The 15,259-nt window shown below is 70.1% G+C and carries 11 protein-coding genes; 6 read left to right on the top strand and 5 right to left on the bottom strand.

Annotated elements, in window-relative coordinates; translation table 11 throughout:
* The first annotated feature begins 40 nt into the window (after nucleotides 1–40).
* Nucleotides 41–502 (top strand): carboxymuconolactone decarboxylase family protein, encoded by a 462-nt coding sequence (locus ACWV14_RS31075; protein WP_454905702.1) that lies wholly within the window; start codon nucleotides 41–43, stop codon nucleotides 500–502.
* A 4-nt stretch (nucleotides 503–506) separates the two neighbouring features.
* Here the strand turns inward: ACWV14_RS31075 and ACWV14_RS31070 are convergent, their stop codons facing one another.
* Both ACWV14_RS31070 and glnE read right to left on the bottom strand, forming a co-directional pair.
* Nucleotides 507–1,718, bottom strand: coding sequence for a septal ring lytic transglycosylase RlpA family protein (locus tag ACWV14_RS31070; protein WP_454905700.1), 1,212 nt, complete (start codon nucleotides 1,716–1,718; stop codon nucleotides 507–509).
* Nucleotides 1,711–4,506 (bottom strand): bifunctional [glutamate--ammonia ligase]-adenylyl-L-tyrosine phosphorylase/[glutamate--ammonia-ligase] adenylyltransferase, encoded by a 2,796-nt coding sequence (gene glnE, locus ACWV14_RS31065; protein WP_454905698.1) that lies wholly within the window; start codon nucleotides 4,504–4,506, stop codon nucleotides 1,711–1,713. Before glnE ends, ACWV14_RS31070 begins: the two co-directional genes overlap by 8 nt.
* A 25-nt stretch (nucleotides 4,507–4,531) precedes the next feature.
* Between glnE and ACWV14_RS31060 the strand changes: the two genes are divergently transcribed.
* The 4 genes from ACWV14_RS31060 to ACWV14_RS31045 are packed head-to-tail and all read left to right on the top strand — an operon-like array spanning nucleotide 4,532 to nucleotide 12,309.
* A complete protein-coding gene (locus ACWV14_RS31060) occupies nucleotides 4,532–8,764 on the top strand; it encodes a YhdP family protein (RefSeq protein ID WP_454905696.1) in 4,233 nt (1,410 codons plus the stop codon).
* Nucleotides 8,761–9,576: a carbon-nitrogen hydrolase family protein gene (locus ACWV14_RS31055; protein WP_454905695.1), complete on the top strand. Its 816-nt coding sequence runs from the start codon at nucleotides 8,761–8,763 to the stop codon at nucleotides 9,574–9,576. Before ACWV14_RS31060 ends, ACWV14_RS31055 begins: the two co-directional genes overlap by 4 nt.
* A 2-nt stretch (nucleotides 9,577–9,578) precedes the next feature.
* Nucleotides 9,579–11,633, top strand: coding sequence for a two-component system sensor histidine kinase NtrB (locus ACWV14_RS31050; protein WP_454905693.1), 2,055 nt, complete (start codon nucleotides 9,579–9,581; stop codon nucleotides 11,631–11,633).
* Between the two features lie 49 nt (nucleotides 11,634–11,682).
* Nucleotides 11,683–12,309 (top strand): response regulator transcription factor, encoded by a 627-nt coding sequence (locus tag ACWV14_RS31045; RefSeq protein WP_081268755.1) that lies wholly within the window; start codon nucleotides 11,683–11,685, stop codon nucleotides 12,307–12,309.
* A gap of 12 nt (nucleotides 12,310–12,321) precedes the next feature.
* Here the strand turns inward: ACWV14_RS31045 and ACWV14_RS31040 are convergent, their stop codons facing one another.
* The 3 genes from ACWV14_RS31040 to ACWV14_RS31030 form a co-directional block, all read right to left on the bottom strand.
* Nucleotides 12,322–12,888: an OmpA family protein gene (locus ACWV14_RS31040; RefSeq protein WP_454905691.1), complete on the bottom strand. Its 567-nt coding sequence runs from the start codon at nucleotides 12,886–12,888 to the stop codon at nucleotides 12,322–12,324.
* 122 nt (nucleotides 12,889–13,010) lie between these two features.
* Nucleotides 13,011–13,670, bottom strand: a complete 660-nt coding sequence (locus tag ACWV14_RS31035; protein ID WP_081268757.1) for an OmpA family protein — start codon at nucleotides 13,668–13,670, stop codon at nucleotides 13,011–13,013.
* Nucleotides 13,671–13,866: 196 nt separating this feature from the next.
* Nucleotides 13,867–14,007, bottom strand: a complete 141-nt coding sequence (locus tag ACWV14_RS31030; RefSeq protein WP_172839868.1) for a hypothetical protein — start codon at nucleotides 14,005–14,007, stop codon at nucleotides 13,867–13,869.
* On the opposite strand from ACWV14_RS31030, the gene mltA reads away from it, so the two are divergent.
* Complete coding sequence (mltA, locus tag ACWV14_RS31025; protein WP_454905688.1) at nucleotides 14,006–15,157, top strand: murein transglycosylase A; 1,152 nt, start codon at nucleotides 14,006–14,008, stop codon at nucleotides 15,155–15,157. The genes ACWV14_RS31030 and mltA overlap by 2 nt on opposite strands.
* Nucleotides 15,158–15,259: the final 102 nt, after the last annotated feature.

The following is a 15,259-nucleotide window of genomic DNA, read 5'->3' as shown; positions in this document are numbered from 1 at the left end:
TAAGCAGGCAGATTTCATTGCAACCCAACTGGAGAAACCCATGAACCCCACTTTGCGCCTCAACTGGTCCAAGCTCGCCCCGAAGTCCTTCGAGGCCTTCCTCGCGGTCAACGCCACGCTCGAGTCGAGCACGCTCGGCCACGTGTTGATCGATCTCGTCTTCGCACGTGTCTCGCAGATCAACGGCTGCGCCTACTGCCTCGACATGCATGTGCGCGACCTGCGCAAGCAGGGCGAGGATTGGCAGCGCATCAACAGCCTGCCGGCCTGGCGCGAGGTGAGCTTCTACAGCGCACGTGAACGTGCCGCGCTGGCATGGGCCGAATCGCTCACGCGGCTGGCCGACCGCCACGACGAACGAGACGTAGAGTTCGCTGCGCTGAAGGCCAATTTCGACGACCAGGAAATCGCCGAACTCTCGGTGGCGATCGCGCAGATCAACAGCTGGAACCGCCTGGGTGTCGGCATGCGCCTGCCTGTCGCGGCCAAGGCGATCGCCTGAAGGCTCAACGCCGCTCCACCACCATCGGCGCAATGCGCAGGCTGTCGCGCAACTGCGTGACCACCTCGCCGGCCGCGCTGCGCGACGGGAACGGCCCGGCCTGCAGCCGATGCGTGCCCGCCTCGCTGAACACGCGCAGCTGCGGCGCGAGCGAAGGCAGGCCGTGCGCGGCCTGGTTCAGCATGCTTTCGGCGCCGTCCCGCTCGCGGAACGCGCCCAGCTGCACCCAGAACCCTTGCAGCGCGGTGGAGGGCGCCGGTGCGCCCGCAGGCAAGGGCGGCGGTGACGAAGGCGCGGCCTGCAGCGGCGCCAGGTCGGTCACCACGATGGCGGGGCGCGACGGCGGAATGGATGGCGGCGACTGCGCCGATTCCGGCTCGGCCCCCACCGGTGGCATGGTGGCGATCGGCGTCTGCGGCGCGACCGGCATCGTGGAGGCAGGCGGCGGCAGGTCGTTGTAGCCGCTGCTGCTCGCGGCGACGGGCGTCGCCCACTGGACGGGCACGGCCACAGGCTGCTGCGCATTCGACGGACGCGACAAGGACGAGGATGACGCCACCCGCACCGGAACGAACTGCGCAGCGGGAGCGGCCGCGGGCGCTGCCGCCGCATACGCCGTTCCCGAGTCCCGCCGCCAGGCGCCGGTGCGGATGTCCTCGTTGGTGATCCGTTCGATCTCCACCGGTGCCACGCCGCGCAGCAGGTCGAGCTTCAGCGCGGCGGTGTAGCTCAGGTCGATGACGCGGCCGTCGACGAAGGGGCCACGGTCGTTCACCCGCACGATCACCTCGCGCCCGTTGGCCGGGTTGCGCACGCGCACATAGCTCGGCAGCGGCAGCGTCTTGTGCGCGGCCGTCATGGCGTACATGTCGTAGGGCTCGCCGCTCGACGTGGACTGGGCGTGGAACTTGGTCCCGTACCAAGAGGCCAGCCCCGATTCGCGGAACGGCTGGTCGTCGGTGATCGGCGCATAGCCGCGACCCAGCACCGTGTAGGGCTTGGCGGTGCCGCCGTTGGTGCGGATGGGTTCGATGCGGGGCTCGGCGTCGGGCACGCGCGCCAGGTCGGGCGGAATGTTGGTGCCCGGGCCGTCGCGGCCGCTGGAACCACCGCCGCCGGAGCGCGGGCCGCTCGCGCAACCCGCGAGGAAGACGGCGACGGCCACCGCGCAGGCGGCCAGCGCGGTGGTCATGGGGGTGCGGGCGCCGTCAGCCAAATACCGCCTTCCAGAGCGCCAGCATGGCGTCGCGCTCGGCGGCCAGTGCGGGCGGGGTGACTTGCGTCGGTTCTTCGTTCAGGCGCGCGCGATGCTGCACGCGGCGCAGCTCGCGGTAGGCCCGCGCCGCGCTGCGGCCCACGCCTTCGGGCAGCAGCCCGGCCAGTTCGGCGCGCAGCAGTAGCGCGATGTTGCCCACGTTGGGGATCAGCTCGGGGTGCTCGCCCGAGGACGACAGCACCAGGAACTGCACCGCGAACTCGGCATCGACCATGCCGCCGGGGCTGTGCTTCACGTCGAAGCGGTCGGCCTTCACCGGCCGCGCGCCGCGCAGCTTTTCGCGCATGGCGATGATCTCTGCCTTCAGCGCCTCGCGGTCGCGCGGCGACACCAGCACGGCCTCGCGCACCTGGTCGAAGCGCGCGCCCAGTTCGGCGCCGTGGTCGCTGCTGCCCAGCACGAAGCGGGCACGGGTCATGGCCTGGTGCTCCCAGGTCCAGGCCGTGTTGCTGCCGCGGCCGAGCTGGTACTTTTCGTAGGCCTCGAAGCTGGTGGTCAGCAGGCCGGAGTTGCCGTTGGGCCGCAGCGCGGTGTCGATCTCGAACAGGTCGCCCTCGCGCGTCTTCACCGTGAGCCAGTTGATGAGCTTGCGCACATAGGCCGCGTACACCTCGCCTGCGCGCTCGTCGTCATCGTCGTAGACGAACACGATGTCGAGGTCGCTGCCGTAGCCCAGCTCTTTTCCGCCCAGCTTGCCGTAGCCGATGATCGCGAACTGCGGCTCCTCGCGGTGGCGGTTGCGCACGTGCGGCCAGCACCAGCGGGCGGTCACGCGCAGCGTGGTGTCGGCCAGGGCGCTCAGGTCGTCGGCCACCTGCTCGACGGTGATGCGGCCATCCACGTCGCGTGCCAGCGTGCGGAACACCTCGGCATGGTGGGCGTGGCGCAGCAGGTTCAGCAGGCGTTCCTCGTCGGCTTCGCCGGTGCGGGTGAGCGAGGCGTGGCGCGCCTCGAGTTCGCGCTCGAACTCTGCGGCCACGAAGCGCCCGGAGAGCATCTCGTCGCTCGCCAGTTCGTCGATCACGCCCGGGTGCTGCATCAGGTAGCGCGCGGGCCACCTGGCCGCGCCCAGCAGGCGCAGCAGGCGTTCCTGCACGGCCGGCCGCTCGACCAGCAATGCCAGATAGCTCTCGCGGCGCATCAGCGGCTCGATCCAGTCGGCCCAGCGCATGGCGGCATCGACGTGGCGCGGCGTCTGCCCCGGTCCATCGCCGTCGGCCTCCTTGAGCCACATGCCGGTGCGCTGCACCAGCTGGCGCAGCCGCACACGGGTTTCCTCGCGCAGGGCCAGCACCCGGGGCTGCTCGCACCAGTCGCGGATGCGTTCGGCAAAGACCTGCGGCAGGTCGTCGAGCAGGTCGGCCAGTTCGGCGGGGGCGGCTGCCTTCTTGCCGCTGCATTTGCCATTGCAGGGCTTCTCGCCGCCGAGCAGCTTGTCGAACTCCTGCGCGACGAACTCGCGGTGCGTGTCGAGCTGAGCGAGGAAGGGGCAGCAATTGGCATAGCCCATGGTCTGGGCGATCCAGCGCAGGTCGTCGTCGGCCACCGGCAGCACGTGGGTCTGCTGGTCGTCGAGGTACTGGATGCGGTGCTCCACGCGGCGCAGGAACTCGTAGGCCGCGGCCAGCGTGTCGGCGGTTTCCTGCGGCATCAGGTTGGAGCGCGCCAGGCGCTGCAGCGCATCGAGCGTGGGCCGCGTGCGCAGTTCGGGGAACTGGCCGCCGCGCACCACCTGCAGCAGCTGCACGGTGAACTCGATCTCGCGGATGCCGCCGCGCGACAGCTTCACGTCGTTGGCGCGCTCGGGCCGGCCGGCGCTGCGGCGGGCCGACTGCTCGCGGATCTGCCGGTGCAGCACGCGCAGCGAATCGAACACGCTGTAGTCGAGGTAGCGCCGGAACACGAAGGGCAGCACCGCGCCGCGCAGCGACTGGGCCTGGCCTGCCTGCACAACGTCGCGCGGGGCCACCACGCGGCTCTTCATCCAGGCGAAGCGCTCCCACTCGCGGCCCTGCACCTGGAAATATTCTTCCAGCGCGTCCAGCGAGACCACGCTCGGGCCCGAGTTGCCGTTGGGCCGCAGCGCCAGGTCGACGCGGAACACGAAGCCGTGCTCGGTGGTGTCGCCCACCAGCGCGTAGATGCGCTTGACGGCACGCGCGAAGTACTCCTGGTTGGACAGCCGGCCGCGCCCGTCGGCGTCGCCCCGGGTGTCGCCGTCCAGGTCGTAGAGGTAGATCAGGTCGATGTCGCTCGACACGTTGAGCTCGCGCGCGCCGAGCTTGCCCATGCCGACGATCCACAGCTGCGCGCGCTGGCCGTCGGGGCCTAGCGGCGCGCCGTGCAAGGCGTCGAGTTCGTGGCAGGCGTCCTGGCACGCGATGTCGAGTGCCAGCTCGGCCAGCTCGGTGACCGCGGTGGTCACCACGGCCAGCGGCGCCTGCGCGTCGCAATCAAGAGTTACAAGCCGCTCCATCACGAGCTGCCGCACAATCCTCAGGGCATCGCCGACGCTGTCCCCACGCAGGCGCAATGCCTCGTAAGCCACCGTCATCGACTCGCGCCGCGGCGCGCCAGGGGGAAGCAATGAAAGCTCGGCCGCATACCTGCGACGCAGGCGCTGCACGAAGCGCGAGTAGGAGGAGAACGCTGTTTGCGTCGAAGTGGCTGGCAACTGGTTCACACTGATGCTGGTTTCCGTGGAACCCCTCTGAATGCTGGCGGTCATAATTCCCGACACAGCGCGATCCTCAATGAACGACACGGCGTCTACCCCTTCACGTCTGCTCAAAATAACCGCTGTGACGGCGCGCTGGCTGCTGGGTCTGTTGATCGCTGCATGGCTTCTGCTGGCGCTGTCAGTCGTTGTCCTACACGCGTGGATTGTGCCGCGAATCGGCGATTTTCGCGGCGCTCTGGAGGCACAGGCTAGCAAGGCCATCGGCGTGCCGGTCCGCATCGGGTCGATCACCGCCCGCTCCGAAGGGCTTTTCCCGGCCTTCGAACTGCGCGACGTGGTGCTGCAGGATGCCGACAAGCGCGAAGCCCTGCGCCTCGTGCGCGTGGTGGCCAGCGTGTCGCCGCGCTCGCTCTGGCGCCTCAATTTCGAGCAGCTTTACATCGAGGGTCCGCAGCTCGACGTGCGCCGCGACACTCAGGGAAAACTCCATGTGGCTGGCTTGCACATGGCGACCGACACGACCGGAGAGACCCGCGGCGCCGATTGGTTTTTCGCGCAGCGCGAGCTGGTCATCGAAGGCGGCACGGTGCGCTGGACCGACGAGCAGCGCAAGGCCGAACCCCTCCTGCTGACCGACGTGCGCTTCGTCGCGCGCAACACCGGCCTGCGCCACGGCGTGCGGCTCGACGCCACGCCGCCGGCCGGCTGGGGGGAGCGCTTCACGCTGCGCGGCCAGTTCCGCCAGCCGCTGCTGTCCATGCGCAGCGGCCACTGGCAGACCTGGGACGGCCAGCTCTATGCCGACCTGCCCTACATCGACGTGACCCGGCTCGGCCAATACGTGTCGCTCGACGCCCGCATCCGCGAAGGCAACGGCGCGCTGCGCGTGTGGGCCGACGTGGACGACGGCCAGATCGTCGGCGGCGCGGCCGACCTGGGGCTCGACAAGGTCGACGTCTCGCTCGACAAGGGGCTGCAGCCGCTGGTGCTTCGCGGCGTCACCGGCCGGCTGTCCGGCCGGCTCACCGCGGACACGCTCGAGTTCTCGACCACCGCGCTGCAGTTCGACACCAGCGACGGCCTGCGCTGGCCCGGCGGCAACCTGTGGCTGCAGCACACGCCCTCCAGGGGCCGCACGCCCGAGCACGGCGCGCTGCGCGCCGACCGGCTCGACCTCGCGGCACTGGCGCTCATCGCCGACCGGCTGCCGCTGGGCGATGCCTCGCACCGCCTGCTCGAGGCCTATGCGCCGCGCGGGCTGGTCGAACACATCGACTTCAACTGGCAGGGCACCCTGGGCGCACCCGACCGCTACCAGGCCAAGGGCCGCGTGAGCGGCTTGCGCGTGGCTTCGCAACCCGGTACGCCGCAGCCGGCAGCCGCCACACCGCCGGCTCCGGCCATCACCGCCACCACCGCCACCACGACATCGGCCAGTGCCGCGGCCGCTGCGCCGAAGGTCCATGCCGGCACCCCCGGCCTGAGCGGCGCCACAGTCGACTTCGACGCCACCCACGCCGGCGGCACCGCCACGCTGGCCATCGCGCAGGGCACGCTCGAATTCCCCGGCGTGTTCGAGGAGCCCGTCATTCCGATCGACCGGCTCTCGACCCAGTTGCAGTGGAAGCTCGACAACGGCAATGCGCAGCTGCAGGTCTCCAAGCTGCGCTTCGCCAACATCGACGCGGAAGGCGATGCCGAGGCCAGCTGGCGCACCAGCGATCCCGCCACCTCCAGCAGCAAGGGCCGCTACCCCGGCGTGCTCGACCTGCAGGGCAAGCTGACCCGTGCCGACGGCACGCGCGTGTTCCGCTACCTGCCGCTCGACATTCCCCAGCACACGCGCGACTACGTGCGCGAGGCCGTCACCAAGGGCACCGCCAGCAGCGTCGATTTCCGCGTGCGCGGCGACCTGCACGACATGCCCTTCCTGGACCCGAAGCTGGGCGATTTCCGCATCGTGGCCAAGGTAGCGGACGTCGACTACGCCTATTCGCCGCCCCACGTGCCGGCTACCCCGTCGCGCAACGGCAAGCCGCCGGCCGTGTGGCCGCCGCTCACTGCGCTGTCGGGCGAACTGGTGTTCGAGCGCGACAGCATGCTGGTGCGCAACGCGCGCGGCCGCCTGGCCGGCACCGCCGGTGTCGAGGTGACCAAGGCCGAGGCGCAGATCCCCGAGCTGTCGCACCACGCGCCGCAACTGCGCGTCGATGCCCAGGCCAAGGGACCGCTGGCCGAGGTGCTGCGCGTGGGCGCGCCGCTGGCCGGCACCGAGACGGGGGGCGTCGGCGAGGTCATGCAGCGCGCGCGCGCCACCGGTTCGGCCGACTACAAGCTGCATCTCGAACTGCCGCTCGCGGCCATGGACAACGCCAAGGTGCAGGCCAGCGTGACGCTGGCCGACAACGAGCTGCAGATCGTGCCCGAGGCCCCGTCGTTCTCGCAGACCAAGGGCACGCTCAACTTCACCGAAACCGGCTTCACGCTGGCCGGCGTGCAGGCCAGGCTGCTGGGCGGCGACATCCGCATCGAAGGCCGCGGGCGCTTCTCCGGCCCCAACCGGGAGGTCGCGCTGAAGGCGCAGGGCACCGCCACGGCCGACGGCCTGCGCGGCGCGCGCGAGGTCGACTGGCTCGCCCGCCTCGCGAAGAACGCGACCGGCAGCACGCCTTTCGCCGCCACCTTCTCGATGCGCGACGGCACGCCCGAGTTCTCGCTCACCAGCAGCCTGCAGGGCCTGGCGCTGCAACTGCCGCCGCCGCTCATGAAGACCGCCGAAGAGCAGATGCCGCTGCGCGTCGAGAAGAAAGTGCTGGCGCGCGACACCCGCCAGGGCGCCGCCAACGCAGGCGCGGCCACGCAAGACCAGCTCTCGTTCGAACTCGGCCGGGTCGGCTCGGTGCAGTACGTGCGCGACCTGGTGGGCGGCGAGGCGCGCGTGGCGCGCGGCAGCATCGGCGTGGGCCTTGCGCCCGGCGAAACCGCCAGCCTGCCCGAGAAGGGCGTGTTCGCGAACATCAACGTCGCCAAGCTCGACATGGGCGCGTGGCAGTCGCTGGCCGGCGATGCCACCGCAAGCACAGGCACCGGCACCGGCACCGAAGCCGCCGAGCGGCCCGACGACACCTCGCTGCTGGCCTACCTGCCCACCCGCATCGCGGTGCGCGCGCAGCAGCTGGGCGTTGCCGGGCGCACGCTGCACAACGTGGTGCTCGGCGGCACGCGCGACGGCACCCTCTGGCGCGCCAACATCGACGCCACCGAACTCAGCGGCTACGCCGAATACAGCCACACGCAGGCCGGGCGCCTCTATGCACGGCTCGCGCGCCTGAAGATCGCGCCGTCCGAGGCCACGCAGGTCGAGACCCTGCTCGACGAACAGCCCGGCACCCTGCCCGCCCTGGACATCGTGGTGGACGACTTCGAGCTGTTCGGCAAGCGCCTGGGCCGCGCCGAGATCGATGCCGTCAACCGCGGCGGCGCGGGCCGCGAATGGGCGCTCAACAAGCTGGCCTTCAGCACGCCCGACGCCAACTTCTCGGCCAAGGGCAGCTGGGCCGCCATTCCCGGCGCCGCGGCCGGCCAGCGCCGCACCGCCATGACCTTCAAGCTCGAGATCGTCGACGCGGGCGACCTGCTCACCCGTTTCGGCATGCCGGGCGTGCTGCGGCGCGGGCGCGGCCGGCTCGAAGGCGACGTCAACTGGCGCGGCTCGCCGTTCTCGCTCGATTACCCGAGCCTGGGCGGGCAGCTGCAGGTCGACGTCGAGCAGGGCCAGTTCCTCAAGGCCGACCCCGGCCTGGCCAAGCTGCTCGGCGTGCTGAGCCTGCAGGCCCTGCCGAGGCGGCTCACGCTCGATTTCCGCGACGTGTTCAGCCAGGGCTTCGCCTTCGACTTCATCCGCGGCGACGCGAAGATCAACAAGGGCATCGCCAGCACCAACAACCTGCAGATGAAGGGCGTGAACGCCGCCGTGCTGATGGACGGCTCGGCCGACATCGTGCGCGAGACGCAGAACCTGCGCGTGGTGGTGGTGCCCGAGATCAACGCCGGCACCGCCGCGCTGGTGGCCACCGCCATCAATCCGGCCGTCGGGCTCGGCACCTTCCTGGCCCAGTGGGTGCTGAGCAAGCCGCTGTCGGCCGCGGCCACGCAGGAGTTCCATATCGAAGGCACCTGGGCCGACCCCAAAATAGCGAAGGTGCCGCGCTCGCTGCAACTGCTGCCCCAGGGCATTCCCAACATGCCGGGGCTGCCCAGCACGCCGACCGCGGACGAAGGCAAGAAAACGGAGACCACGCAATGAAAGTCGCAGCCATCCAGATGGTGTCGGCCATCGCCCGCGAAGCCAATCTCGCACGCGCCCACGACCTGCTCGCCCAGGCCGCCGAAGCCGGCGCCGAGCTCGCGGTGCTGCCCGAGTATTTCTGCATGATGGGCGCGCGCGACACCGACAAGCTCGGCCTGCGCGAGACCGCCGGCGCGGGCACGGTGCAGGGCTTCCTGGCCGACGCGGCGCGCGAGTTCGGCCTGTGGATCGTCGGCGGCACGCTGCCCATCGAGAGCACCGACGCCGAGCACGTGTTCAACAGCTCGCTCGCCTTCTCGCCCGAAGGCCGCTGCGTGGCGCGCTACGACAAGATCCATCTCTTCTTTTTCGACAACGGCACCGAGCGCTACGACGAGCGCCGCGTCATCGCGCCCGGCGCCGAGCCCGTGGTGTTCGATCTGCCCTCGCGCGACGGCCACAGCTGGCGCGTGGGCATGAGCGTCTGCTACGACCTGCGCTTTCCCGAGCTGTACCGCGCGCTGGCAAAACAGGGCGCCGACCTGCTGCTGGTGCCCAGCGCCTTCACCCGCACCACCGGCGCGGCGCACTGGGAGGTGCTGCTGCGCGCCCGCGCCATCGAGAACCTCGCCTGGGTGGTCGCGCCCGCGCAGGGCGGCACGCATGAGAACGGCCGCCAGACCTGGGGCCAGTCGCTGGTCGTCGACCCCTGGGGCACGGTGGTGGCACAACAGGCCACCGAAGAAGGCGTGGTGCTGTTCGACATCGACGCCGCCCAGGTCGCGCGCACGCGCACGCAGCTGCCCGTGCTTTCGCACAGCGTTCTGTAGCAATGCCCGATGCGCTGCTGACCGTCCCACCGAGGCGATGGGCGCTCATCGCGTTCGCGCGCCTGCGCTCGCTGTGGCAGCGCTGGTTCCTGTGGCTGCTGCTGGCGGTGCTGGTGTCGGCGCTGCTGGTCACGGTGGTGTGGCTCGCGGGGCGGCACGAGGTCGAACAGGTGCAGGCCTCGCTCGACCGCGACACCGCCGATGCCGTCTCCGACCTGCGCAGCGGCTTCCAGCGCAACGCACAGAGCCTGCGCGCCACGCAGGCCCCGGGCGCCAACCTGGGGCAGTGGAGCGACATCGCCGCCTCGCTGCTGCGCGAGCACCGCGAGTGGCTGCGGCTCGAATGGCGCGACGCCGCGCTGCGCCCGCTGCAGGCCGTCAACACGCCCTACCGCATGCGCATCCTCGACGAGGCCAGCCGCGGCCCCGACCAGTCCGACGTCACGCTGGCCTGCGCGGCGGCGCGCAAGCTGGGCGCGCCGGCCTATTCGCCGAGCCACTACGTGCCGGTGGCGGGCGGCGGCGGCGTCGAGGTGATGGAGCTTTGCGTGCCGATCGACGCGGGCGGCTACCTCGTGGCCAGCTATTCGCTGCGCGACGCGCTGATCGAGCTGGTCGGCCCCACGCTCACGCGCGGGCAGGAAGTGGCCTTCACCGAGGCCGACGGCACGCGGCTGGTGGCGCTGGGCACCTCGCGGCGCACCGGCACGCGCGTGTTCACCTCGCAGCAGCTCATCGACCTGCCGGGCACCGCGCTGATGCTGCGCGTGGACGGCTGGCGCGCCGCGCCCGATCTGTTCCCGAACATGCTCACCGCGCTGGTCACGGCCATCTCGATCGCGCTGGTGTCGGTGCTGGTGCTGCTGGCGCGCGACACCCGCCGCCGCCTGCGCGCCGAACGCGACCTGGCCGACGCGCTGGCCTTTCGCAAGGCGATGGAAGACTCCGTCATCACCGGCCTGCGCGCGCGCGACCTGCAGGGCCGCATCACCTACGTGAACCCGGCCTTCTGCGAGATGGTCGGCTTCACGCCCGAAGAACTCATGGCCGGCAACGCAGAGGCGCCCGACGCGCCCTACTGGCCCACCGAACTGGCGCACGAATACCAGCAGCGCCAGGCGCGGCGGCTGGCCGGCGGCATGCCGCCGCGCGAGGGCTTCGAGTCGGTCTTCATGCGCAAGGACGGCACACGCTTTCCGGTGCTGATCTTCGAAGCGCCGCTGATCAACGCGCACAAGGTCCAGACCGGCTGGATGAGCGCATTCATCGACGTGAGCGAGCAGCGCCGCATCGAGGAACTGTCGCGCGCCAGCCAGGAGCGCCTGCAGGCCAGCGCGCGCCTGGCCACGGTGGGCGAGATGGCGTCGCTGCTGAGCCACGAACTCACGCAGCCGCTGGCCGCCATTGCCAGCTATGCCAGCGGCTCGCTCAACCTGCTCGGCCCGCATGCGCGCGGCGACCAGGGCGAAGTGGCGATGGCGGTGCGGCGCATCGCCGAGCAGGCCGACCGTGCCGGCCAGGTGATTCGCAGCGTGCACGACTTCGTGCGCCGGCGCGACCGCACGCGCGAGCCGGTCGCGCCGCAGGCGCTGATCGACGCGGTGCTGCCGCTGGTGCGGCTGCAGGCGCGCAAGCTCGGCGTGATCATCGAGGTGGTGTTCGAAGACCGCCTGCCCGCGGCCATGTGCGACCGCACGCTGGTCGAGCAGGTGCTGCTGAACCTCGCGCGCAACGCGATGCAGGCCATGGACAGCCCCGACAACGTCGGCAGCCGCGTGCTTCGACTGCGCGTGGCGCGCGCGGCGGCGGTGGGCGGCACGGTGCAGGAGGACGGCCGGCGCTGGCTCGAGTTCTCGGTGGCCGACCTGGGCTGCGGCATCAGCGACGAAGTGGCCGAGCGGCTCTTCACGCCCTTCTTCACCACCCGCGCCGACGGCATGGGGCTCGGCCTGAGCCTGTGCCGCACGGTGGTGGAGCAGCATGGCGGCGCACTGGTGTTCGAGCCGAACAAGCCGCGCGGCACCGTCTTCAGGTTTACGCTACCGGCGGCAGCCTGACGGTGCCTTTTTTCCCTCAAGCAAACAATCTTCCGCTGGACCTCTTGGCATGCAACCGCTGATCGATGGATTGATCTTTATCGTGGACGACGACGCCAGCGTGCGTGAGGCGCTCGCCTGGCTGCTGCGCTCGCGCCGGCTGGCCAGCGAGCATTTCGGCAGCGCGGAGGCATTCGAGCAGTTCCTCGACCAGGGGCCGCTGCCCCAGCAGCCGCTGTGCCTGCTGCTGGACGTGCGCATGCCGGGTACGAGCGGGCTGGTGCTGTTCGACCGGCTCGTGGAGCGCGGCCTGCTGCCCGCCATGCCGGTGATCTTCCTGACCGGGCATGCCGACGTGCCGACTGCCGTCGACGCCGTGAAGCGCGGGGCGTTCGACTTCTGCGAGAAACCGTTCTCGGACAACGCGCTGGTCGACCGTATCGAGCATGCGCTGAATGCGTCGCTGCAGGCGCTCGAGCTGCAGCGCCAGCGCCGTGGCCTGTCGGAGCGCATCGCCGAGCTGACCGACCGCGAGCGCGACGTGATGCGGCTCGTGATCGAGGGCCTGCCCAACAAGCTCATTGCCGACCAGCTCGCGATCAGCGTGCGCACGGTGGAAGTCCACCGCGCACGCGTGTTCGACAAGATGGAAGTGAAGTCGGCGGTGGAACTGGCCAACCGCCTGCGGGACCTTTAGAGGCCCGTCAGGTCAGGCCTTTTCCGCCACGAAGATCTCGACGCGGCGGTTCTGTGCGCGGCCGGCGGCCGTGCCGTTGTCGGCCAGCGGTTCGCGCGAGCCGCGGCCGTCGGTCGTGATGGCGGTGGTCGACACGCCGCGCGCCACCAAGTGGTTGCGCACGCTGTCGGCACGGCTCACCGACAGGCGCTCGTTGCCGTCTTCGCTGCCGGTGTTGTCGGTGTGGCCGACCACGCGCACGCTGGCGGCGGTGGCGCTCTTCAGGCCTGCCGCGACCTTGTCGAGCACCTGCGCGAGGTTGCGCTTGACGTTGGCACGGCCGGTGTCGAACGACAGCTCGTTCGGGATCACCACGTGCAGCTGGTTGTCGGCAGTCTGCTCGATCACTACCCCGGTGCCCTTGGTCGAAGTTTCGAGGTCGGCCTTCAGCGTGGCCAGGCGCGCGGTCCAGCTGTTCGCCGGTGCGGGTGCCGGCGCCTCGGCGGCCGGTGGCGCAGGTGGCGGCGTGGACTGCGAAGCGCAGCCCGCGATGAACAGCAACGCGGCCGCGGCCGCACTCGAAACGACAAACTTCCTCATGAGATTCCCTCTTCTCTATGTACCAATGGACAAATGGCGGGTACCGGCTTCTTGGAGGCGGCCGGTTACCCGGTGGAGTGGCGTGGCTGGCGCGCCGATGCGCGCGCCGGCACCCTGCTGGATCAGCCTTGCGGAGCGCGCTCGCCCACGAAGATTTCGACCCGGCGGTTCTGCGCGCGGCCCGCGTCGCTGTTGTTGTCGGCGATCGGCTCGCGCGAGCCGCGGCCTTCGATGCGGAAGGCTCCCGGGTTCACGCCGCGCGCCACCAGATAGTCGCGCGTGCTGGCTGCGCGCTCGACCGACAGCGGGTTGTTGATGGCGTCGGAGCCGGTGCTGTCGGTGTGGCCGATGATGCGCACCTCGGCGTTCGGGTTGTTGCGCAGGCCGTTCGCGAACTGGTCGAGCACCGGCGCGAAGTTCGACTTGATGTTGGCGCGGCCCACGTCGAAGGACACGTCGCTCGGGATCTGCAGCTTCAGCTCGTTGTTGGGCGTCTGGGTCACGGCGATGCCGGTGCCCTGCGTGGCGGCTTCCATCTGGCGCTTCTGGTTTTCCATGCGCTGCGACCACAGGTAGCCGCCGAGCGCGCCGGCCGCGGCACCGACCACCGCGCCCGTGCCGATGGCGCCACGGTTGCCGCCGGTTGCGGAGCCGATCGCCGCGCCGCCCAGTGCACCGATGCCGGCGCCGATGCCGGTGTTGCGCTGAGTGTCTGTCATGCCTCCGGCGCAGCCGGAGAGGACGAGGGCGGTGGCGGCGGTTGCGAGTACGAACTTTTTCATGGCGATCCCTTTCAAGGTTGAGTCAAGCGGGCCACAGCTTAGCTCCCGGGTGCCACGGATGGTACGGCTTCAAAGCCCCACGGAAAATAAGAAAAGTTTCGCCATTGCCCATGAATGCTACGATGATTGCTACGAAAGTAATAGCAATGGGGTACTTCTCCGACAAGTTGCGGCGGTAACGGACTGCACAAGCAATTCACGCTTCTGGCGGCGGCTTCCGGTCGGTGTCGTCCTCGTCGTGCAATTCACCCTTCTTGCGGCCGGAAAACATGGTCCACCAGATGATCAAGATGAACACAAGTCCCGCGGCGAGGGCTTCAAGCAGAATCAAACCCATGAGAAATGGACTCCAGTGGCTGGTCGGGCTCTTGATCGTAGCAACGCTCGCAGCCTGTTCCACCGGCCCGCGCGCACCCGACCTGCCGACGCGCCCCCCCGTCATCAGCCCGCCGCGCGACCTCGGCCCGCTCACCGGCTCGCTCGCGCATCCCAAGAGCCGCTGGGTGCCGGTCGGCTGGGCGGAGCTGCCGGGCTTCAGCGAAGACCCGCTGCACGAGGCCTGGATCGCGCTGCTGGCCAACTGCTCGCGCCCCAATGCCGCCTTCGCGCCGCTGTGCCGCGACGTGCGCCAGCTGACCATCGCCACGCCCGAAGAACAGCGCCAGTGGATGACCGACCGGCTGCAGCCCTACCGCATCGAGGCGCTGAACGGCCAGAGCGAAGGCAAGCTCACCAGCTACTACGAGCCCGTGTACGAGGCCTCGCGCGTGCCCACCGCCACCTTCAACGTGCCGATCTACCAGGCGCCCGACGGCCTGGCCCCGCGCCGCCCCTGGTACACGCGCCAGGAAATAGAGACGCTGCCTGAAGCCCAGGCCGCCCTGCGCGGCCGCGAGATCGCCTGGATGGCGGACCCCATCGACGCCCTGATGCTGCACATCCAGGGCTCCGGCCGGCTGCGTATCACCGAGGCCAATGGCTACCAGCACACCGTGCGCATGGCCTTCTCGGCCACCAACGAGCAGCCCTACCGCAGCGTGCAGCAATGGCTCATGAGCCAGGGCGTGGCCAAGGTCGGCAAGTGGCCCGACGACACCAAGGCCTGGGCCGCTCAGAACCCCCAGCGCGTGACGCAGTTGCTGTGGAGCAATCCGCGCTACGTGTTCTTCCGCGAAGAAACCATGAGCGAGGTCGATGCCGCCTTCGGTCCGCGCGGCGCGCAGGGCGTGCCGCTGACCGCGGGGCGCTCCATCGCGGTCGACCGCGAGAGCATCCCCTACGGCACCCCGGTGTGGCTGGCATCCAACGGGCCGGCTGCGCAATTGCAGAAGCTGGTGGTGGCGCAGGACACCGGCAGCGCGATCCTGGGGGCCGTGCGGGCCGACTACTTTGCCGGCACCGGTGCCGACGCCGGGCGGCTCGCGGCGAGCATGAACCAGCCCCTGCGGCTGTGGGCGTTGTGGCCGAGGCAGTTGCCGGCACCCTGATTCTTGCGTGTGCTGCGTGCCGTCAGCTAGATCGATTCAACCTGACGGGAAGCTGAGCAATTCATAGAAGCGTCATACGAAGTGCCTACCTTCGCGGGCTGG

This window comes from Variovorax durovernensis, from assembly GCF_977011995.1.
This window is presented reverse-complemented; position numbering and strand designations above follow the sequence as displayed.